This is a genomic window from Microbacterium sp. SD291, assembly GCF_017355365.1.
Taxonomy (GTDB): Bacteria; Actinomycetota; Actinomycetes; order Actinomycetales; family Microbacteriaceae; genus Microbacterium.
This window is the reverse complement of the sequence record NZ_JADIJR010000034.1, coordinates 1-19381: the sequence shown is the minus strand read 5'-3', so window position 1 is coordinate 19381 and position 19381 is coordinate 1. Positions and strand designations below refer to the sequence as shown.

Genomic DNA, 19381 nt, shown 5'->3' with positions numbered 1-19381 from the left:
ACAGGAGAATTTGTGCTCGAGTCAAACACTTTCGATGAGCTTCGCATCGGCCTGGCCACCGCAGACCACATCCGCGCGTGGTCCTACGGTGAGGTCAAGAAGCCTGAGACCATCAACTACCGCACCCTGAAGCCGGAGAAGGACGGCCTCTTCGGGGAGCAGATCTTCGGCCCCTCCCGCGACTGGGAGTGCGCCTGCGGCAAGTACAAGCGCGTCCGCTTCAAGGGCATCGTCTGCGAGCGCTGCGGCGTGGAGGTCACCAAGAGCTCCGTCCGTCGCGAGCGCATGGGCCACATCGAGCTCGCGGCTCCGGTCACCCACATCTGGTACTTCAAGGGTGTCCCCTCGCGTCTCGGCTACCTGCTCGACATGGCGCCGAAGGACCTCGAGAAGGTCATCTACTTCGCCGCGTACATGGTCATCTCGGTCGACGACGATGCTCGTCACCGCGACCTGGGCACGCAGGAGAACAACATCCGCCTCGAGCTGAAGACGCTCGGCGACCGTCGCGACGCGAAGATCGCTGAGCGCCTGGCTCGCCTGGAGGAGGAGCTCGCGGCTCTCGAGGCCGAGGGTGCCAAGGCCGACGCCAAGAAGAAGGTGAAGGACGCCGCCGAGAAGGAGATGTCCCTCATCCGCAAGGGCGCCGACGAGCAGATCGCGAAGCTCGAGCGCGTGTGGGAAGACTTCCGCACGCTCGAGGTCGGCGCGCTCCGCCCGGAGGACGACGTCTTCCACGAGCTGCAGGACCGCTTCGGCCAGTACTTCGAGGCCTACATGGGCGCCGAGTCGATCCAGCGCCGCCTGGCGGCCTTCGACCTGGCGGCCGAGGCCGAGAACCTGCACCTGCAGATCTCCGAGGGCAAGGGTCAGCGCAAGATCCGCGCGATCAAGCGCCTGAAGGTGGTCAACTCGTTCCTGGAGACCGGCATGAGCCCGGCCGCCATGGTCCTCGACGTCGTCCCGGTGATCCCGCCGGAGCTGCGCCCGATGGTGCAGCTCGACGGTGGCCGCTTCGCGACCTCCGACCTGAACGACCTCTACCGTCGTGTGATCAACCGCAACAACCGTCTTCGTCGCCTGATCGACCTCGGTGCCCCCGAGATCATCGTCAACAACGAGAAGCGGATGCTGCAGGAGGCCGTCGACGCACTGTTCGACAACGGCCGCCGCGGTCGCCCCGTCACCGGCACCGGCAACCGCGCCCTGAAGTCCCTCAGCGACATGCTGAAGGGAAAGCAGGGTCGCTTCCGCCAGAACCTGCTCGGCAAGCGCGTCGACTACTCGGGCCGTTCGGTCATCATCGTCGGCCCGCAGCTGAAGCTGCACCAGTGCGGTCTGCCCAAGCAGATGGCTCTGGAGCTCTTCAAGCCGTTCGTCATCAAGCGCCTGATCGACCTGGGGCACTCGCAGAACATCAAGGCGGCCAAGCGCGCCGTCGAGCGCACCCGTCCCGAGGTCTGGGACGTGCTCGAGGAGATCATCCGCGAGCGTCCGGTGCTGCTCAACCGTGCACCCACGCTGCACCGTCTCGGCATCCAGGCGTTCGAGCCGCAGCTCGTCGAGGGCAAGGCCATCCAGCTGCACCCGCTCGTCTGCGCGGCGTTCAACGCCGACTTCGACGGTGACCAGATGGCCGTGCACCTGCCGCTGTCGGTCGAGGCTCAGGCCGAGGCCCGCGTGCTGATGCTCGCGTCGAACAACATCCTGAAGCCGTCCGACGGCCGCCCGGTGACCCTGCCCTCGCAGGACATGATCATCGGTCTGCACCACCTGACCACGGTCAAGGCGGGCGCAGCCGGTGAGGGCCGTGCATTCGGCTCGGTGGGCGAGGCGATCCTGGCGAAGGACGAGGGAACCCTCGACCTGCAGGCCAAGGTCCGCATCCGCATCCCGGGTCTGACCTTCCTCGAGGGCGAAGCCCCCGAGGGCTACGAGCGTCACGGTCTCGTCGACGCCTCGCTCGGTCAGGCGATCTTCAACGCCACGCTGCCGAAGGGCTACCCCTTCGTCCGCGAGCAGGCTGACAAGAACAAGCTGTCGCAGATCGTCAACAAGCTGGCCGAGGAGTACCCCAAGGTCGAGACGGCTGCGTCGCTGGACCGTATCAAGGACGCCGGTTTCTACTGGGCCACGCGCTCGGGTGTGACCGTCGCGCTGAGCGACATCCTCACGCCGCCGAACAAGGCTGAGATCGTCGCGGGCTACGAGAAGCAGGCCGCGAAGGTGCAGTCCCAGTACGAGAAGGGCCTCACGACCGACGTCGAGCGTCGTCAGGAGCTCATCAAGATCTGGACCGAGGCGACCGACGAGGTTCAGGCCGCGATGCGCGCGAACTTCCCGGAGGACAACACCATCAACCGCATGGTGTCCTCGGGTGCTCGTGGTAACTGGCTGCAGATCCGGAACATCGCCGGTATGCGAGGCCTGGTGAACAACCCCAAGGGTGAGATCATCCCGCGTCCGATCATCTCCTCGTACCGCGAGGGTCTGTCGGTGGCGGAGTACTTCATCGCGACGCACGGTACCCGCAAGGGTCTCGCCGACACCGCTCTGCGTACCGCCGACTCGGGTTACCTGACCCGTCGTCTGGTGGATGTCTCGCAGGACGTCATCATCCGCGAAGAGGACTGCGGCACGTCGAAGGGCCTGGAGCTCCCGATCGCCGCTCCGAACTCGCAGGGTGAGCTGGTGCGCGACGCGAACGTCGAGAACTCGGTGTTCGCCCGTACCCTGGCATCCGGTGTCGTGAACGCGGCCGGCGAGGTCCTCGCCTCCGCCGGCGACGATGTGGGCGATGTGCTCATCGACAAGCTGGTCGAGGCGGGTGTCGAGACCATCAAGGTGCGCTCGGTCCTGACCTGCGACTCCGCCGTCGGTGTCTGCGCGCAGTGCTACGGCCGTTCGCTCGCGACCGGAAAGACCGTCGACATCGGCGAGGCCGTCGGCATCATCGCGGCCCAGTCGATCGGTGAGCCCGGTACCCAGCTGACGATGCGTACGTTCCACACCGGTGGTTCGGCATCGGCGGATGACATCACCCAGGGTCTGCCCCGTGTCCAGGAGCTCTTCGAGGCCCGTACCCCCAAGGGTGCGTCGCCGATCGCCGAGGCCGACGGTCGTATCACGATCGACGAGACGGACAAGGCCAAGAAGGTCATCCTCACGCCCGACAACGGCGACGAGCCGGTCATCTACCCGGTGCTGAAGCGTGCGACGCTTCTCGTCGAGGACGGCCAGCACGTCACCGTCGGTCAGCCTCTCCAGGTCGGCACGCTCGACCCCAAGGAGGTCATGCGAGTCATGGGTGCCCGCGAGGTGCAGCGTTACCTCGTCGGCGGCGTCCAGGGCGTCTACCGCTCGCAGGGTGTGCCGATCCACGACAAGCACATCGAGGTCATCGTCCGTCAGATGCTGCGCAAGGTGACGGTCGTCGACCACGCCGACACCAGCCTGCTGCCGGGTGAGATGGTCGACCTGAAGCGCTACCAGCAGATCAACCGCGAGGCCGTGGGCGAGGGCAAGCGCCCCGCCTCGGGCCGCCCGGAGCTGATGGGTATCACGAAGGCGTCGCTCGCGACCGAGTCGTGGCTGTCGGCCGCTTCCTTCCAGGAGACGACCCGCGTGCTCACGCAGGCCGCGATGGAGGGCAAGCGCGACCCGCTGGTCGGTCTCAAGGAGAACGTCATCATCGGAAAGCTCATCCCTGCCGGAACGGGACTCTCGAAGTACCGCGACGTCACGGTGGAGGCGACCGAGGAGGCCAAGAGCGAGCGCTACCCGAACCGGATCTTCGCATCCGACGGCGCGTACGCCGAGGGCGACTTCGGCTACGTCGACTTCGACGCGTTCTCGACGGACGACATCACGCCGGGCACCTACAACTGACGTGACTGAGTGAATGAGGAAGGCCCCGGGGTTCGCCCCGGGGCCTTCTTCGTGTCTTGGTACGCGGATGCCGCGGCATCCGCGTACCTAGTCGAACAGGCTCTTCACGATGCTGGACGTGTAGCCGGTCGGCGCGAGGTTGGAGTAGCGGGTGTCGATCAGGACGTCGTCGCGCCAGAACAGCGTGCGTCCGTCCGTCACGGGGTACTGCGCGTTCGGCCAGGTCTTCTCGCAGCGGGTGCCCTTGTCGGGCGTGAAGCAGGTGAAGCCCTCGTCCGTCACCAGCGCGTTGAGCATGTCGAGCGCAGGGCCGCGGTTCATCTTCGAGATCTCGGTGACCAGGCTCGTCGTGTCGGCCCTCGGATCCGCCCAGATGCAGGTGAGTCCACCGTCTTCGCCGACCCCCGAGGGCCCGAAGGCGGCGTCGTTGAGCGGGATGCCTTCGAGCTGTTCGAGCACGTCCTGAGACAGGATCGCGCGGCAGTCGGTCGGCAGCGGCACGCCCTTCGTCGTCGCGGCCGGCGAGGGCGAAGGGCCGGGTTCCGCCGTCTCGTCGGGAGTCGCCGGCGCATCGGACGACGGCTTCTCCGAACTGCCGGCTCCGCCCGCATCCGATTGCGGCCCGCACCCGGCGAGAACTGCGATGAGCAGAAGAGCGGATGCCGCCGCAGCGAGTCGAGCGTTCATGGGCACACGGTATCGTCCTCAAGCCGTGCCGTGGCCCAGCGAAACAGCGTGTTCGATCTCGGTGTTCGCGCGGTAATGTCGGCAGAATGAGCAATGAGTCTTCCACGCAGGGGCGAGCCGTCGTCATCGGCGACGCACTGATCGATGAGATCCATGATGAGCGGGGCGTGCGCGAGCTCGTCGGCGGCGCGGCGCTGAACGTCGCGGTCGGCCTTCGGCGACTCGGCGTGCCGACCACGCTGATCGCGATGGTCGGTGACGACGAGGCCGGCGCGCACATCCGCGAGTACCTCGCCGACCACGATGTGCGGCTGATCGCGAGCGCGGCGCCCCTCGGATCCTCCCGCGCGATCGTGCAGCGCGCGCCGGACGGCGAGCCCCGGTACGTGTTCAACGAGGCGGCGCAGCGGCGCAGCATCCGCTATTCCGACGAGGCGCGGCAGGCGATCACGGAGGCCGGCCTCGTCGCCGTCAGCTGCTTCCCGTTCGACGTCCCGGCCGAGGTCGACGCACTCGCCGAGGCGACGGCGGATGCCCGTCTGGCGATCGACCCGAACCCGCGCTCGGGGATGTTGAGCGATCGCGACGAGTTCGTCCGTGGCTTCGAGCGGGTCGCCGCGAAGGCGGCGATCGTGAAGGTCGGCGCGGATGATGCGACGCTGCTTTACGACGGCGACCTCGACGCGCTGCGCGCGCGGCTGCGCGACCTCGGTGTCTCGGCCGTGCTGGCCACCGCGGGCTCGGACGGGGCGGTCATCGAGTCGGATGCCGGCATCGTCAGCGCGCCGATCTCCACGCTCCCAGGGCGTGTGATCGACACGGTCGGCGCGGGCGACGCGACACTCGCCGCGGTCTCCGCGAGCCTCGTCGACGCACAGCCCGACGACGCGGGGGAGTGGGAGCGGCTGCTCCAGCGGGCGATGGATGTCGCCGCCGCGACGTGCCGGGCCGAGGGTGGCCTGCTGCGCACGCCGGAGTCGCTGGCGGACGCGGAGCGCGGCGTCTTCGGGAGCTGACGGCTCGATTTCTCGTGCCCGCCTCCTGGCAGGTATGATTGACTCTCGTGCCCCCGGTTGGCTGTTCAAGTCGGACGGGTGCGCATTGGCGAGTTACCCTAGCGGCCAAAGGGATCTGACTGTAAATCAGACGGCTCAGCCTTCGGGGGTTCGAATCCCTCACTCGCCACAGAAACACCTGAAGGGCTCCGCGCAAGCGGGGCCCTTCTGCGTGTCCGGCCGCGATCGGGTCAGCCCGCGGTACAACCGTCAGGTCAGAATCACACCTGTCAGGTGAAACCGGAGGCGATCTGATCAGGCGGTCCGGACTTTGACCTGACATCTGTGCCGAGAGCAGGCCGGTCCGCGAAACTCAGCTCAGCGCCCGCACCGATTCCCGGACGATCAGCGGCATCGGGATCCGCTCGTGGGCGGGCTCGCTCTCGCCGAGCAGCATCCGCACGCCGCGCCGGCCCATCTCCTCGTATGGCAGGCGCGCGGTGGTCAGCCCGGGCCGGTGGTACTCCGCGAGCTCCTCGTCGTCGAAGGAGATGACCGAGATCTCGTCGGGGATGCGGATGCCGCGTTCTCCGAGCGCCTGGTACACGCCGAAGGCGACGTTGTCGTTGCAGGCGAGGATCGCGGTGAGGTCGGGGTGGGCGTCGAGGATGCGGTGCGCACCCGAGTAGCCCTCCACCGGATCCCAGTTGTCGACCTCGACGCGCTCCGGAACGATCCCGGCGTCACCGAACGCCGCCATCATCCCGGCGAACCGCTCCGGGATCGTCGCGGACTGACGCTGATCGTCCATCAGTCTCCGCACGTCGCCGACGATGCCGATCCGGCGGTGCCCGGCCGCGACGAGGTGACCGGCCACGGCGTTCCCGGCCTCGCGCTCCTCCGGGAGGATGCTCGGATGGTCGAGTGATGACCGCCCGTTCACGACGATCAGGGGCACATCGCGGGGGATCGCCGGCACGTCGATCATGCGGGCCGCCATCAGGCCGATCAGCAGGCCGTCGACCCGGCGGTCCAGCATCGCAGCCACGGCGCCGGCGAGTTCGTCGGCGTCGCCGCGGGTCTCCGCGATCAGCACCGTCCGCTCGTGCGCCTTCGCCTCGTCGAGGACTCCGCGGATCATCCCTGACGCATAGCGCGTCAGCGTCACCTCGTCGGAGATGAACCCGATGGACTTGGTGCGACCGAGGCGCAGGCTCTGCGCCTGAGGGTCCGGTCGGTACCCGAGATGCTCGGCCGCCGCACGGACCCGCCTCACCGCATCTTCGGAGAGCCGCGTTCCCGGCCGCTCGTTGAGGATCATGCTCACGGCGGATTTCGACATCCCCGCCGCCTGCGCGACATCCGCCAGCGTGACTCGACGCGTCTTCGGCTCCGTCATCGGCACCCTTCCCCGGGAGATCTGCTGAACCATTTCAGCATATCTCTTGCGAACGAGAATCCCAGGTGCTAACTTCAGGGAGCTGAATCAATTCAGCACCCGTTCACCACAGTCGGTCGACGGGCAGGACGACAAGAGGACGACACAGTGGTTGAGCTCAGTCGGAGGGCGATGATCGCCCTCCTCGGCCTCGGTGCGATCGGCACCGCGGTGTCGTGGCCGCGCCTCACCGGCGGCGACATCCCCGGGCGCGGAGACGACGCGCTCACGGTGGCCCTGTTCGGCACGGCGCAGGATGCCGTCGCGCGGCAGGGTCTCGTCGACGGCTTCCAGCGGCAGCATCCGGACATCCCCGTGCGCATCGTCGCCATCCAGGGGCAGGACTGGAGCAACTTCTTCGCCAAGATCCTGACCATGGTCGCCGCGGGCAACCCGCCGGACGTCGTGATGGTCGCGACCGAGGGCACGCAGCTCTTCGCCTCCCGGATGGCGCACCCGCTCGACGAGTTCGTGCAGCGGGACGCCGCCGAGATGAAGGAGTACTTCGAGGACGTGCATCCCTCGCTCGTCGAGGCGTTCATGTACCGGGGGAGCCTCTACCAGCTGCCCGACAACTTCAACGCGCCGAACGTGTTCTACAACACCACGGCGCTCGAGCGCGCCGGCCTCGAGCGGCCGAGCGACAACTGGACCCTCGACGAGTTCCTGAACGTCGCCCGCACCATGAAGAAGTCCGCCGACAGCAGCTTTCTGCCCTACTTCTGGAACAACCGCCTCTGGGGCGGAGTGGTGCCGTGGCTGTACGTCAACGAGACCAGCTTCCTCACCGAGGAGAAGGCGAAGGGCGGCGACTGGCTCTGGAACACGTTCTACCCGAACGAGCGGCCGCGCGGCGGCGGATTCCTGTGGGAGAACGCGGATGCTCTGAACGAGCGCACCATCGAGAGCTTCCAGGTCCTCGAGGGCATGGTCTCGGAAGGGCTCGCGGCCAACCCCGCGCAGGGCGGCGGCAACGAGCTCGTCTCGCTGTTCTCCCGCGGATCCGTCGGCATGACGCCCGCCGGCGGGTACTGGGTGCAGGGCCTCAACGAGGCCGGCTTCGCGAACGACGACTACGACGTCACCTACTTCCCGAAGATGCGCGGCCAGCGCCACCAGTTCGGCACCGCCGGCTACGCGATCATGTCGACCTCGCAGCGCAAGGACGAGGCCTGGGAGTGGCTGAAGTACACCACCTCCGTCGAGGGGATGCGCATCGCGCACGCCAAGCCCGACTCCTCGGTGGCTCGCCGCTCGCTGAACGACGAGCTCTACGGCGCCGGCATCGGGCCTGCCCACTGGAACGTCTTCTACGACACGCTCGAGAAGTTCCCGACCACGGCGCCCATGCCCGCTCCGCCGCAGCAGGCGGCCGTCGAATCGGCGCTGATCAAGAACGTGGTCTCGACGATCACGAACGGTCAGGGCGGCGTGAAGCGGGGGCTCGAGACCATGCAGCGCGACCTCGAAGTCGCATTGAGGGGACGATGATGTCGACGACACTGACCGAAGACAGCACGCGCACCCTGACGGTGCCGAAGGGCACCAGGCCCTCGACCGAGAAGCGCAGAGGCAGCCGCCTGCTGATCTGGGTGTTCCTCGCCCCGACAGTGATCGGCCTCGGGCTGTTCAGCTTCGTGCCGATCATCGGCTCTTTCCTCCTGGCGTTCTTCCGCTGGGACATCATCACCGCTCCCGAGTTCATCGGCTTCGGCAACTTCGTCGACCTGGCGACCAACCCCACGGTGCGGGTGTCGTTCCTGAACACGATCGGGTTCGTCATCGTCGCCGTCACGCTGCAGATCGCGGTGGCGCTGCTGCTCGCGGTGCTGGTGCAGTCGAAGATGCCGAACTGGCTGCGCACCTTCTTCCGGTCGGCGCTGTTCTTCCCGCTGATCCTGTCGGCGGCATCCGTCTCCCTGGTGATGGCGTACCTGTTCAACCAGGAGTTCGGCCTGATCAACCAGATCCTCGGCTTCGTCGGCATCGGCAAGATCGGCTGGCTCACCACCGGGTTCGGCGCGAAGGTCGTCGTGCTGCTGGTGTACGTGTGGCAGAACTTCGGCTTCACGTTCCTGTTGTTCCTCGGCGGGGTCGCGGCGATACCGAAGGAGGTCTACGAGGCGTCCGCACTCGACGGGGCGACCGGCTGGACCCAGTTCCGCCAGATCACGATGCCGCTGGTGAGCCCGACGATGCTCGTCGCCAGCGTGATGGCGATCATCGGGGCCCTGCAGATCTTCGACCAGCCGTACGTCCTGACCAGGGGCGGCCCGGGGGACGAGACCCGCACGGCCGTCATGGTGATCTACGAATCCGCCTTCCAGCAGCTCGACTTCGGACTCGCCTCGGCGATCGGGATCGTGCTCACGGTGCTGATCATGCTGGTCACCGCCGCCCAGTTCCAGCTCAGCAAGCGCTACGTCTTCTACGGGTGAGGCCCACAATGACCATCGAAGCAGTCGCAACCCGCTCTCCGAAGGCCCGCGCGGGCTCCATCGGGAAGTTCGTGCTCCTCGGCCTCGCGGCCTTCTTCACCCTCGCGCCGGTGGTGTGGACGCTCGTCACGGCGCTGACCGTGACGGATGCCGAGACCGGCACGACCGCGGTCGGGCTCGGTGCCTTCGCCGACGTGTTCGCGCAGATCCCTGTGTGGCTGTACACGTGGAACAGCCTGCTGGTGACCCTGCTCATCGCGGTCTGCCAGATGCTCACCGCGGCGATGGCGGGCTACGTCTTCGCGCGCTTCGAGTTCCGCAGCAAGAAGGTGCTGTTCGGCCTGATCCTGGCGACCATGATGGTGCCGATGCAGGTGACGATCGTCCCCGTGTTCATGCTCGTGCGCGGAATGGGGCTGGCCGACACGCTGCTGGCGCTGATCGTGCCGATGATCCCGACCGCATTCGGCACCTTCTTGATGCGGCAGTACTTCATGGGTCTGCCGCCCGAGCTCGCCGAAGCGGCCGAGATCGACGGCGCGGGCCCCTGGCGCGTGTTCTTCGGGGTGTACCTCCCGCTCGCGACGCCCGGCCTGGCGATCGTCGGCATCCTCGCGTTCAACTACCACTGGAACGAGTTCTTCCGTCCGCTGATCATGACCATCAGCGAGCAGAACTTCACACTCCCACTCGGGCTGGTGACGCTGCAGGGCAATCTCGGCTCCGGGAGCATCTCGACCGTCCTCGCCGGCGTCGTGCTGTCGATGATCCCCGCGCTGCTGGTGTTCATCTTCGGCCAGAAGCCGCTGCGTGAGGGTCTCACGGCCGGAGCCGGCAAGTGAGCATTCTTCCTAGCGACCACACACTCGAGGATCCGCACGTGCCTGACGGCCCCGCCCCCCGACCGCTGCTGCATTTCGCACCGGAGCGCAATTGGATGAACGACCCGAACGGGCTCGTCTTCCACAAGGGCCGCTACCACCTCTTCTATCAGTGCAACCCCGACGGCGTGACGCACGCGCACCTCAGCTGGGGGCATGCCTCGAGCACCGACCTCGTCACGTGGGCGCACCACCCGGTGGCGATCCGCGACGACGAGGACGGCGAGATCTTCTCCGGCTCCGTCGTGATCGACCACGGCAACACGTCCGGATTCGGGACGGCGGATGCTCCCGCCCTGATCGCGCTGTACACCCTGGCCTCGCGGGAGCCGGATCGGCAGTCGCAGGCGCTGGCCTACAGCACCGACGACGGGATGACCTGGACGAAGTACCCGGGCAACCCGGTGCTGGACCGCGGCACCACCGACTTCCGCGATCCGAAGGTGTTCCGGTACGAGGGACCCGAGGGCTCCTACTGGGTGATGGTCGCGGTCGAGGCGCTCGACCGGCAGGTGCTGCTGCACCGCTCGGACGACCTGATCCACTGGACATTCCTGTCGTCGTTCGGACCGGAGCGCGCGGTGGACGGCATCTGGGAGTGCCCCGACCTGTTCTCGCTCGCAGTCGACGGTGATCCGTCAGATGTGCGCTGGGTGCTGCTGATCAGCCTCAACCCCGGCGGCATCGCCGGCGGCTCAGGCACGCAGTACGTGATCGGGCACTTCGACGGAGTGACCTTCACCGCGGATGCCGACGCGACGGGGGAGGAGATCGACTGGCTCGACTACGGACGCGACTGCTATGCCGGGGTCACGTTCGACGGGCTGGCACGCGAGGAGCGGACCCTGATCGCCTGGATGTCGAACTGGGACTACGTCCACAGCCTCCATCACACGGAGGGGCCGCTGCAGCACGGGATGATGACTCTCCCTCGACGGCTGTCCCTGGTGCGGGCGGACGGGCGGCTCCGGCTGCGACAGCGACCGGTCTCGGCGCCGGTCGCCGAGGAAACGGTCGTCGCGGATGCCGTCGTCGGCGCCCTGACCGTGGTGGCGGAGCTGCTCGAGGCGGCGCGGATCTCGGTGCGCATCGACACTCAGGATGCCGCGGGCTTCGCGCTGAGCCTGCGGTGCGACGCCGCCGGCGAAGGCGGGGTCGTTCTCTCCTACGACCGCGATGCGCGCGAGCTCCGCCTCGACCGCACGGCCGAGGGCGCGGCGGTGCACGAGAGCTTCCCGAGCGTGGAGCAGATGCCGGTGACCGGCGGGCCCCTCGTCGACCTCGTGATCTGGCTGGACCGTGCCTCGGTCGAGGTGTTCGCCGACGGCGGCACCAGGGTGCTCACCGATCTTCTCGCTCCTCAGCAGGGATCGTCGTTCGCGGTGCAGGGGATCGGCGGGGACGTGCGCGTCGAGCGGATCGCCGTCGCCGGTGCGGTGCCGGTGGCGGCGGAAGAGCTCGTCTGACCCGGCGCCGGCGAATTTCCCGAATCGCGTAACGAAACCGGGTTTCCGGCGTCTCTCAGGTATGACGGCCATCGATCCGCGCGGTTCCGGCGTGCACCATGCCGGCGTCGACTCGAGCCCGGAGAGCACCCGGCTCGAGCGGCGCACTGCCCTGGATCTGAGCATCGACGAGGAGCTCGTCCGCGGCGAGGTCCGCGGAGAGGCGCTGAGCTCGGCCCAGCGGCATGCGCTGTCGGTCCTCGTCGAGCACGAGCTGACGCGCATCGAGCCACTGACCGAGGCGAGGTTCCTGGCGGCCCTCCCGGGTGTCAGGGTGTTCGGCTCGCGTCGACGCGGTCGGCTCCTCGCCGCTCTCGTCCACATGAACCTCGCTCGCCGCGACGGCGCTTCCGTCCACGCGACCGTCGCGGGGGTCGCGGCGGTGCTCCACGTCTCGACCGCACCGGAGAGACGTCCCCCCCAGGAGCTGCTGCGCGCGCTGCGCCGCATCGAGATCAGCAGCATCCGCCTCTGACCGGACGGCTGTCGTGCCCGACGGGGGAGATCCGCGGGCGCGGCATCCGTTCTGCCCGTGAAGCCGCGGGCGCGGCATCCGTTCTGCCTGTGAAGCTGCGGGAGCGGCATCCGTTCTGCCTACACTGGATCGATGCGAGCGCTCACCGAAGCCGAAGTCCGTGCGGCGTTCGTCAACGCGGACGCCGACGAGCTGCGCGCGATGGAGATGCCGCACGACTTCCTCCTCGTGGACTGGGACTATCTCGACTTCTTCGCCTGGCGTGATCCGGGGGTCGGCAAGCGCGGCTACGTGCTGATCCAGCATGAGGGAAGCGTCACCGGTGCGGTGCTGCGGGCCTCCGAGCCGGGGCGGCAGCGCAACGGCATGTGCAACATCTGCCACACGATGCAGCCGGGCAACCAGGTCGTCCTGTACGCGGCGCGCCGCGCGGGTGAGGCCGGGCACCGCGGCGACTCGGTGGGCACTTACCTGTGCGCCGATCTGTCGTGTCATGACAATGTGCGGCTGGCGCATCCGCTCGCCCCGAACGAGATCCGCGCAGCCGGGCAGGTCGACCAGCGGCTCGACGGCACACGGCGTCGCATGGAGGCGTTCGTCACCCGCGTCTGGAGCGAGGGCTGATGGCGATTACCCTGGAGGCAGACGTCCTGTGCTCGAAGGAGAAGCCATGAGTGATGCCATCCTGTTCGCGGTCGAAGAGGGGATGGCTCGGCTCACGCTGAATCGTCCGACGCGACTGAACGCCTTCAACGCCGAGCTCGCGCATGCGTGGCGTGACGCGACGGCCGAGGCGACCTCGCGCGCCGATGTCAAGGCGATCCTGCTCGATGCGACCGGCCCCGCCTTCTGCGCGGGCGGCGACGTGATCGAGATGGCTGCGACCATGGGCTCCGGCGCGGACATCACGGCGCTCGCCGAGGTCATCAACTCCGGCATCCGCTCGCTCACGGAGTCGTCCGTGCCGGTGGTCGCGGCCGCCCACGGCACGACCGCGGGGGGCGGGCTCGGCATCCTGCTGAGCACCGACTACGCCGTCGTCGGCTCCCGCTCGCGGCTGGGCAGCCTGTACGCGAACATCGGCCTGACCCCCGACCTCTCGGTGTCGGCGCAGCTCGCCCGCGCGGTCGGGCAGCGACGTGCCCTTCAGCTCGTGCTCCAGGACCGCCTGCTCTCGGCGGCGGAGGCCGTCGAGTGGGGGCTCGTCGCCGAGGCGGTCGAGGGAGCGGATGCTGCGGCAGAGGCCGACCTGGTCCGGGCGCGCGCGGAGGAGATCGCCCGCTTCTGGCTCGCCGGCGCGGCCGACGCGTACGGACACGCCAAGCGACTGGTGCGGGAGCAGCCGGGGCGCTCGTTCGTTGAGCAGCTGAGCGAGGAGGCGCGTTCGATCGGCGCGTCGATGGAGACGGCGGATGCCAGGGCGCGGGTCGCCGCTTTCGCCGCGGCATCCGCGAAGAAGACCGCCTGACTCGTCCTGCACAGATCGGTCTTCTGCGGGCAAAGTCCTCACCGCCTGTGCGATCGCCAAGGCATCGGCGCGCTCGCGTGCGAGGATGAAGGCACCGAGCAACGAGAGGGTCGTCATGTCGCAACCGGAGATCGCTCAGCGCCAGGCGGCGGTGGGCGAGAAGAAGAACATGTCCCTTCTGATCAGGGGGTCCATCTGGATCGCGATCGGCGCTCTCATCGCGGCCGCCCTGGTCTGCGTGGTCTGGGTGCTCGTCGGCGATCAGGACGGGCTGATCGGGCGCGCATTCCTCACGATCCTGCTCCTCGCGGGGTTCGCGGGCATCGCGATCCTGGAGGCCGGTCTCGCGCCGAACCGCCCGGACTGGCTCGCGCTGTCCAGCATGGTGTCGTGGATCATCGCGCTGCTGGTCGGGGCGGTCAAGATCTGGCTTCCGGAGGACGGCGACTACTTCACGGGCGCCGAGCGGTTCTTCCAGCTGCTGCTCGTCGTCGGCATCCTGCAGCTCGCGCTGCTGCATGTGCGGCTGTTCACTCCGGCGGCCGGCCGACACATCACGGTGTTCACGCGCATCATCCACATCGCGACACTCGTCTTCCTCGCGGGTCTCGTCGGGATGCTCATCTTCTTCCTCACGTTCCCGCACACCTTCGACTACGGCGAGCTGTACTGGCGCATCGTCGTGGCACTGACGATCCTCGCTGCGGTCGGCACGACCCTGATCCCGCTGCTCAACGCGCTGTTCGCGCCGAAGCGGCAGGCTGCGCCCGTCCAGGCCGTCGCGCAGGCCTGGCCGACGTACGCCGACGGCCTCACGCCGCTGCCCGCCCTGCCCGATGCGACTCCGGACTGGAACGCCTACTACACCGGGCACCCGTCGACGCCGCAGCTCGCGGTGCCGCAGTTCGCATCCGCGCCGGTTCCGCAGGCGCCGGCGCAGCAGATGCCGCAGGCTCCGGTTCAACAGGTGTCGCAGATTCCGGTTCAGCCTGCGCCGCCCGCCCCGGTGGGTCCGCCGGTTCCGCCGGCCCCCGCTGATCAGACGTCCTTCCCGCCGGCACCGCCGGCCGCTCCGCGGTGAGCCTCTCGCTCGAGTTCGCCGAGCTCGCAGGGGAGATCGCGCGGGAGGCCGGAGAGCTGGCGCGTCGACGACGCGACGAGGGCGTGCGCCTGGCCGCGACGAAGTCGACACTTGCGGACATCGTCACCGACGCCGACCGCGAGGTCGAGGAGCTGATTCGGGAGCGACTGCGCGTCGCCCGGCCCGGAGACGGATTCCTCGGCGAGGAGTCGGAGGCCGATACCGGTGACACCGGAATCACCTGGGTCGTCGACCCGATCGACGGCACGGTGAACTACGCCTACGGAATCCCCGCGTACAGCGTCAGCATCGCCGCAGTGCGCGGCGGCACCGTCCCGCTGGAATGGGAGGCGCTCGCGGGCGCGGTGTTCGCGCCGGCCATGGGGGAGCTCTTCACCGCGGCACTCGGGCACGGGGCATGGAGGGGCGAGCATCGACTCGCAGTGACGTCAGACACTCCGGCCGGAGCGCTGCTCGCGACCGGTTTCGGCTACGACCCCACCACGCACGACGGCGATCTGGCGACGGTTCGTCAGGTGATGACGATGGCCAGGGATCTCCGTCGCGGCGGCTCGGCCGCTCTCGACCTCGCATACGTGGCAGCAGGCCGGCTCGACGGCTACTTCGAGCGCGGGCTCCGGCCGTGGGACCTCGCGGCCGGTGCGCTGATCGTCGTCGAGGCAGGGGGATCGGTGACCCTCCTGGACGCCGCATCGTCTCGGCCGATGCTGATCGCGGGCGGCATCGACGTGCACGCGCGACTGCGTGGCATCCTGGAAGAGAAAGCGTGACGAACTCATGGCATTCCCAGGTGGATCACGCTAGTGTTTATCCGATCGTTACTTTTGCCGCCCGAATCGGCGAGAGTGCTTACCCCCCACGAGCTTGACGTCTGACCCGAGAGAACCGTTTTGCCCTTCGAGAACCCCCAGGCTGCCCCTGCGCCCACGCGCCGCTCCAGCCGGATCCGCACTGCGGCCTTCGAGGCCCCCGCGGCAGGAGTGACGGCAGCTGTCTCCGAAGCAGCAATCCCCGCTTTCGAAGCCCCGCTTTCGCGCCGTGCCGCCCGCCACCGCCTCGTCGACACCGTGAAGGCCGTCGACGCCGAGCCCGTTGCGGCATCCCCTGTCGTCGCGTCGCCCGCCGTCCGGCCCGCTGTCGCCCGTCCCGTCGTCCCTGAGCCCGTTACGACACGGCCGGTCGCCGAGACCGTTGCGGTACGACCGGTCGCCGACGCTCCGCCCGCTGAAGTCATCGACGTCGAGTCGGCTGCCCCTGAGGCGGAGCCCGCGGCGCCGTCGGCGCCCGCCGAGCCCGCTGCTCCGGCATCCGCCCCCGCCGATGAGGCTCCTGTCGACGCGTTCGAACAGGCCGCGCGTGCGTTCCGCTCGGGCGTCGCCGGGTCCACCCCGGCACCCGATGCTGCCGGTCATGCCGAGCCCGACGCTGCAGACGACCTCGACGCGGAGAACGCGCACGTCGTCCGTCGTCGTCCGGGTCTGCGCAAGATCGTCACGGTCGGCGCGACTGTCGGCGTGATGAGCCTCGCCGGACTTCTCGCCGTCTCGATGACGCTTCCGGCCGAGGCCGTCGCCGCCGCGCAGGGTGCGTCGGCGCTGTCCGCGACGTCGCTGGTGGCTCCGGCCGCCGACGAGGCCGCAGCCGCCGACGACGAGATCCAAGCGTTCGTCACGTCCTCCGACGTGCAGAACTCCACGCTCGCCCGCTCCGACAGCTTCTCGACGGTCTCCCTCATCGAGGTCGCAGCCGAAGAGGGCATCAACTACTCCAACGAGGTGTTCACCAACGACCCCGACGCGGCCATCCAGTGGCCGTTCAAGGTCGGCGTCGCGATGAGCTCCGGCTACGGCATGCGCTGGGGCCGCCTCCACGAGGGCATCGACTTCGTGCCGGGTGAGGGTGCACCGATCCAGGCGATCGCCGACGGCACCGTGCGGATCGCCACGGAGCAGGGTGGCGCCTTCGGTGTCACCGTGTACATCGATCACGTGATCGACGGCCAGATCGTCACGAGCCACTACTCGCACATGCAGTACGGTTCCCTGCAGGTCGAGGCCGGACAGAGCGTGAAGGTCGGCGACGTCGTCGGACACACCGGCAACACCGGTCGCTCGTACGGCGCGCACCTGCATTTCGAGATCATCATCAACGGCGGGACGGTCGATCCGATGCCGTGGCTGCGTGAGAACGCGGGTCGGTACGAGTACTGACGCCTCGATTTCATGAGGACGCCGCTGTGGTGGTATTCTCGTGTGGTTGCCCCGCGAGGGGCAGCGCGCCCCGATAGCTCAGTGGCAGAGCACTTCCATGGTAAGGAAGGGGTCGTCAGTTCAATCCTGACTCGGGGCTCACAGTGTTCGCATCTGCGATGCGGATGCAGTGCGGCAGGGTAGCTCAGCTGGTCAGAGCGCACGACTCATAATCGTGAGGTCGCGGGTTCAAGCCCCGCTCCTGCTACAGATGAAGGCCCCCGGTAAATCGGGGGTTTTGTCGTTTCCGGGACGGGTGGGGTGCAGCCGAACGTGTAGCCATGTGCCGGTTTTGTGCCGGTCACCGGGGCCAGAATAGATCGCACTGGCCTGTCGTGGAGGGGCCGAGGTACACTTGAAGCACGGCGGGCAGTAGCCCTCGGAGCCTGGCAGTCTTCCGGACGGTATGACGAGCCAGGCTCACGTGTTTCTACAGACGGGTGACCCGAGACTCGACGATCGCGTCAACGCGACGAATCCAGTCGCCGCCGTTCGAATAGCACCAGGCGACAGCGTCACTTACCCAGAGCAGCGGATGCTCATGTGGCGCGACATGCCGATACTGCATCTCCGAAGATCCAGCGCGGCGGATTGTGTCCGCGATGAGTCGTCGGTCGGCGCGCTCGAGGGACTCATCTCGTTCGATGATCAGCTGCACCACACCAGCGCGGACGGCCTCTTCAGTGAGCGCACCGAGTGACAGTGGCCGCGCTTCCTTGTCCGACCGCTGCTTGACGACCCACACGGAAACCCGTACCTCGAGAGCGCACATGCGCGAGAGGATCTGGCGGCGTCGACTGTCACTCTCACTCTTGAAGTGGATGCGTCGCTGACCCGGCTTGAGGAGATCGCGCAGCGCCCGTTCGGAGGCCTGAACGTCGCCGATTGCCGTGGCAGTGGCAACGACGTAGTACCCGCGGGCCTTCGACTCGTCCACGTAGACGCGGTCAGCGGGGCGGAAGGTCACTTCTCCACCGTAGGCGGGACCTCGGACGCATCCCGGAAGGCAAGCCACACGGCTGCGCTGACGGACGGGCAGGTCCGCGATGTGATCGAAAAGGCGCGGGGGTGGTGCGACAGCCCAAGACGAAGACGGGGAGGCGCGGGTGGTGGCGATTCCACCGTTCGCTGCAGCAGTGTTTCGGAGGCGGCGGGCCGTCGTGGTGATCTGGGTGATCGGCCGCGCCGAGCGCCCGGAGGTCGGGGCGACGGCATCAGCCTGCCGCAGGGCGCCGGTCTTCACCGCCTGCTCCTGCACCATGCCCACTGCCCGCACCAGCCGCAGCGGCCCCTCGCCGTCGTCCGGCGCCGCCTTCGGATGTGGTCGAGAACGATTACCGCGACCGCGGACATCTGAAGCTGGGCCTCTCCCGTCGCGCTTCTACAGTGGGGAACGTCATCGCAAGGATCGTCGTCGCTCCTCTGGAAAGGCTCGAAATGAAATCGCGCAGAAGCACTCTCGCCGCCCTGGCAGCGGCATCAGCCGCCCTTGTCCTGTCAGGCTGCTCGGCAGGCCAGACGTCGCCGAGCGCGGCGCCTTCCGAAGAGCCGGTGAAGGGCGGCGAGATCGTCGTCGCCTCTCTGCCGGCGATGATTGATCCCTCCGCCACAACTTCACGCTCGGACTGGATGGTCGCGGCGTCCGTCTGCGAGGGTCTGTTCGCGAACGGTGCCAACATGGCGGTCCATGACGGGCTTGCCGAGGACTACACCTACGACCCCGCCACCGGCGAGTACCGCATCACGATCCGCGAGGGCGTCGCGCTGCACAGCGGCGGCACCGTCACCGCCGATGACGTCGTCGCCTCGCTCGAGCGCTACCGTGCGGGCAGCGCGGGGGAGCTGTTCGGCGAGCTGACCGCATCGATCACCGCGGTGGATGAGCGTACCGTCAGCATCCAGACCACGAGCCCGACGGGCGCCATCCCCGCACTGCTGGCCACGCCGGACACCGGCGCGTACATCATGTCGGCGAAGTCAATCGCCGCGGCCGGCGACGCCGAACTCGCCACGCTCGACTGCACAGGTCCGTACCGGCTCGATTCCTTCAGCATCGATGATTCGGCGGTGATCAGCCGCTTCGATGAGTACAGCTCACGCGAGGAAGAACCCGACGGCGGAGCCGGGGCGAAGATCGCCTATGCGGACACGATCCGCTTCATCCCGCTCAACGAGGACAACGTCGTGAACCAGTTGCGTACGGATCAGGTCGACATCGCCCCGCAGTTCGTCAGCATGGACCAGTTCACGGTGTA

16 protein-coding genes and 3 tRNA genes are annotated in these 19381 nt (G+C 68.0%); 16 read left to right on the top strand and 3 right to left on the bottom strand.

Going from position 1 to position 19381, the window contains the following annotated elements:
• Window positions 1-12: 12 nt before the first annotated feature.
• Entirely contained in the window at window positions 13-3888 is a 3876-nt protein-coding gene (rpoC, locus tag IPV10_RS14655) for a DNA-directed RNA polymerase subunit beta' (protein ID WP_207485030.1), read from the top strand.
• Between the two features lie 87 nt (window positions 3889-3975).
• Here rpoC and IPV10_RS14650 read toward each other — a convergent pair whose 3' ends face one another.
• Entirely contained in the window at window positions 3976-4575 is a 600-nt protein-coding gene (locus tag IPV10_RS14650) for a hypothetical protein (protein ID WP_207485028.1), read from the bottom strand.
• Between the two features lie 86 nt (window positions 4576-4661).
• On the opposite strand from IPV10_RS14650, the gene IPV10_RS14645 reads away from it, so the two are divergent.
• The gene (locus IPV10_RS14645; protein WP_207485026.1) at window positions 4662-5591 is read left to right on the top strand and encodes a PfkB family carbohydrate kinase; all 930 of its coding nucleotides are present in this window, start codon (window positions 4662-4664) and stop codon (window positions 5589-5591) included.
• 87 nt (window positions 5592-5678) lie between these two features.
• A tRNA-Tyr gene (locus IPV10_RS14640) sits at window positions 5679-5760 on the top strand.
• 183 nt (window positions 5761-5943) lie between these two features.
• On the opposite strand, the gene IPV10_RS14635 is transcribed toward IPV10_RS14640, so the two are convergent.
• Window positions 5944-6969, bottom strand: a complete 1026-nt coding sequence (locus tag IPV10_RS14635) for a LacI family DNA-binding transcriptional regulator (protein ID WP_207485024.1) — start codon at window positions 6967-6969, stop codon at window positions 5944-5946.
• A 147-nt stretch (window positions 6970-7116) separates the two neighbouring features.
• On the opposite strand from IPV10_RS14635, the gene IPV10_RS14630 reads away from it, so the two are divergent.
• The 12 genes from IPV10_RS14630 (at window position 7117) to IPV10_RS14575 (ending at window position 17334) form a co-directional block, all read left to right on the top strand.
• Window positions 7117-8499, top strand: coding sequence for a sugar ABC transporter substrate-binding protein (locus IPV10_RS14630; protein WP_307861150.1), 1383 nt, complete (start codon window positions 7117-7119; stop codon window positions 8497-8499).
• Complete coding sequence (locus IPV10_RS14625) at window positions 8499-9446, top strand: carbohydrate ABC transporter permease (RefSeq protein ID WP_207485022.1); 948 nt, start codon at window positions 8499-8501, stop codon at window positions 9444-9446. Before IPV10_RS14630 ends, IPV10_RS14625 begins: the two co-directional genes overlap by 1 nt.
• Window positions 9447-9454: 8 nt before the next feature.
• The gene (locus IPV10_RS14620; protein ID WP_207485020.1) at window positions 9455-10288 is read left to right on the top strand and encodes a carbohydrate ABC transporter permease; all 834 of its coding nucleotides are present in this window, start codon (window positions 9455-9457) and stop codon (window positions 10286-10288) included.
• Between the two features lie 38 nt (window positions 10289-10326).
• Window positions 10327-11793, top strand: coding sequence for a glycoside hydrolase family 32 protein (locus IPV10_RS14615; RefSeq protein WP_207485018.1), 1467 nt, complete (start codon window positions 10327-10329; stop codon window positions 11791-11793).
• Between the two features lie 61 nt (window positions 11794-11854).
• Entirely contained in the window at window positions 11855-12307 is a 453-nt protein-coding gene (locus IPV10_RS14610; protein WP_207485016.1) for a hypothetical protein, read from the top strand.
• A gap of 132 nt (window positions 12308-12439) precedes the next feature.
• Window positions 12440-12931: an FBP domain-containing protein gene (locus tag IPV10_RS14605; RefSeq protein WP_207485014.1), complete on the top strand. Its 492-nt coding sequence runs from the start codon at window positions 12440-12442 to the stop codon at window positions 12929-12931.
• A gap of 46 nt (window positions 12932-12977) precedes the next feature.
• Window positions 12978-13775, top strand: a complete 798-nt coding sequence (locus IPV10_RS14600; protein WP_207485012.1) for an enoyl-CoA hydratase/isomerase family protein — start codon at window positions 12978-12980, stop codon at window positions 13773-13775.
• A 115-nt stretch (window positions 13776-13890) separates the two neighbouring features.
• Complete coding sequence (locus tag IPV10_RS14595) at window positions 13891-14856, top strand: hypothetical protein (RefSeq protein WP_207485010.1); 966 nt, start codon at window positions 13891-13893, stop codon at window positions 14854-14856.
• Window positions 14853-15647: an inositol monophosphatase family protein gene (locus IPV10_RS14590; RefSeq protein ID WP_207485008.1), complete on the top strand. Its 795-nt coding sequence runs from the start codon at window positions 14853-14855 to the stop codon at window positions 15645-15647. Before IPV10_RS14595 ends, IPV10_RS14590 begins: the two co-directional genes overlap by 4 nt.
• A 297-nt stretch (window positions 15648-15944) precedes the next feature.
• Entirely contained in the window at window positions 15945-17087 is a 1143-nt protein-coding gene (locus IPV10_RS14585; RefSeq protein WP_307861149.1) for a peptidoglycan DD-metalloendopeptidase family protein, read from the top strand.
• A 67-nt stretch (window positions 17088-17154) separates the two neighbouring features.
• Window positions 17155-17226 (top strand) — tRNA-Thr (locus IPV10_RS14580).
• Between the two features lie 34 nt (window positions 17227-17260).
• Window positions 17261-17334, top strand: a tRNA-Met gene (locus IPV10_RS14575).
• A gap of 222 nt (window positions 17335-17556) precedes the next feature.
• Here the strand turns inward: IPV10_RS14575 and IPV10_RS14570 are convergent.
• Window positions 17557-18093 (bottom strand): hypothetical protein, encoded by a 537-nt coding sequence (locus tag IPV10_RS14570; protein WP_207485004.1) that lies wholly within the window; start codon window positions 18091-18093, stop codon window positions 17557-17559.
• Window positions 18094-18563: 470 nt separating this feature from the next.
• Here IPV10_RS14570 and IPV10_RS14565 point away from each other — a divergent pair.
• Window positions 18564-19381, top strand: an 818-nt coding sequence (locus IPV10_RS14565) for an ABC transporter substrate-binding protein (RefSeq protein ID WP_207485002.1), incomplete at its 3' end; no start/stop codon positions are given.

Bases quoted from the DNA above. Each gene is read 5' to 3' on its own strand.
- IPV10_RS14605 (WP_207485014.1), top strand. From the start codon at position 12,440: ATGCGAGCGCTCACCGAAGCCGAAGTCCGTGCGGCGTTCGTCAACGCG.
- IPV10_RS14635 (WP_207485024.1), bottom strand. From the start codon at position 6,969: ATGACGGAGCCGAAGACGCGTCGAGTCACGCTGGCGGATGTCGCGCAG.
- IPV10_RS14625 (WP_207485022.1), top strand. From the start codon at position 8,499: ATGTCGACGACACTGACCGAAGACAGCACGCGCACCCTGACGGTGCCG.
- IPV10_RS14600 (WP_207485012.1), top strand. From the start codon at position 12,978: ATGAGTGATGCCATCCTGTTCGCGGTCGAAGAGGGGATGGCTCGGCTC.
- IPV10_RS14610 (WP_207485016.1), top strand. From the start codon at position 11,855: ATGACGGCCATCGATCCGCGCGGTTCCGGCGTGCACCATGCCGGCGTC.
- IPV10_RS14595 (WP_207485010.1), top strand. From the start codon at position 13,891: ATGTCGCAACCGGAGATCGCTCAGCGCCAGGCGGCGGTGGGCGAGAAG.
- IPV10_RS14650 (WP_207485028.1), bottom strand. From the start codon at position 4,575: ATGAACGCTCGACTCGCTGCGGCGGCATCCGCTCTTCTGCTCATCGCA.
- IPV10_RS14645 (WP_207485026.1), top strand. From the start codon at position 4,662: ATGAGCAATGAGTCTTCCACGCAGGGGCGAGCCGTCGTCATCGGCGAC.
- IPV10_RS14620 (WP_207485020.1), top strand. From the start codon at position 9,455: ATGACCATCGAAGCAGTCGCAACCCGCTCTCCGAAGGCCCGCGCGGGC.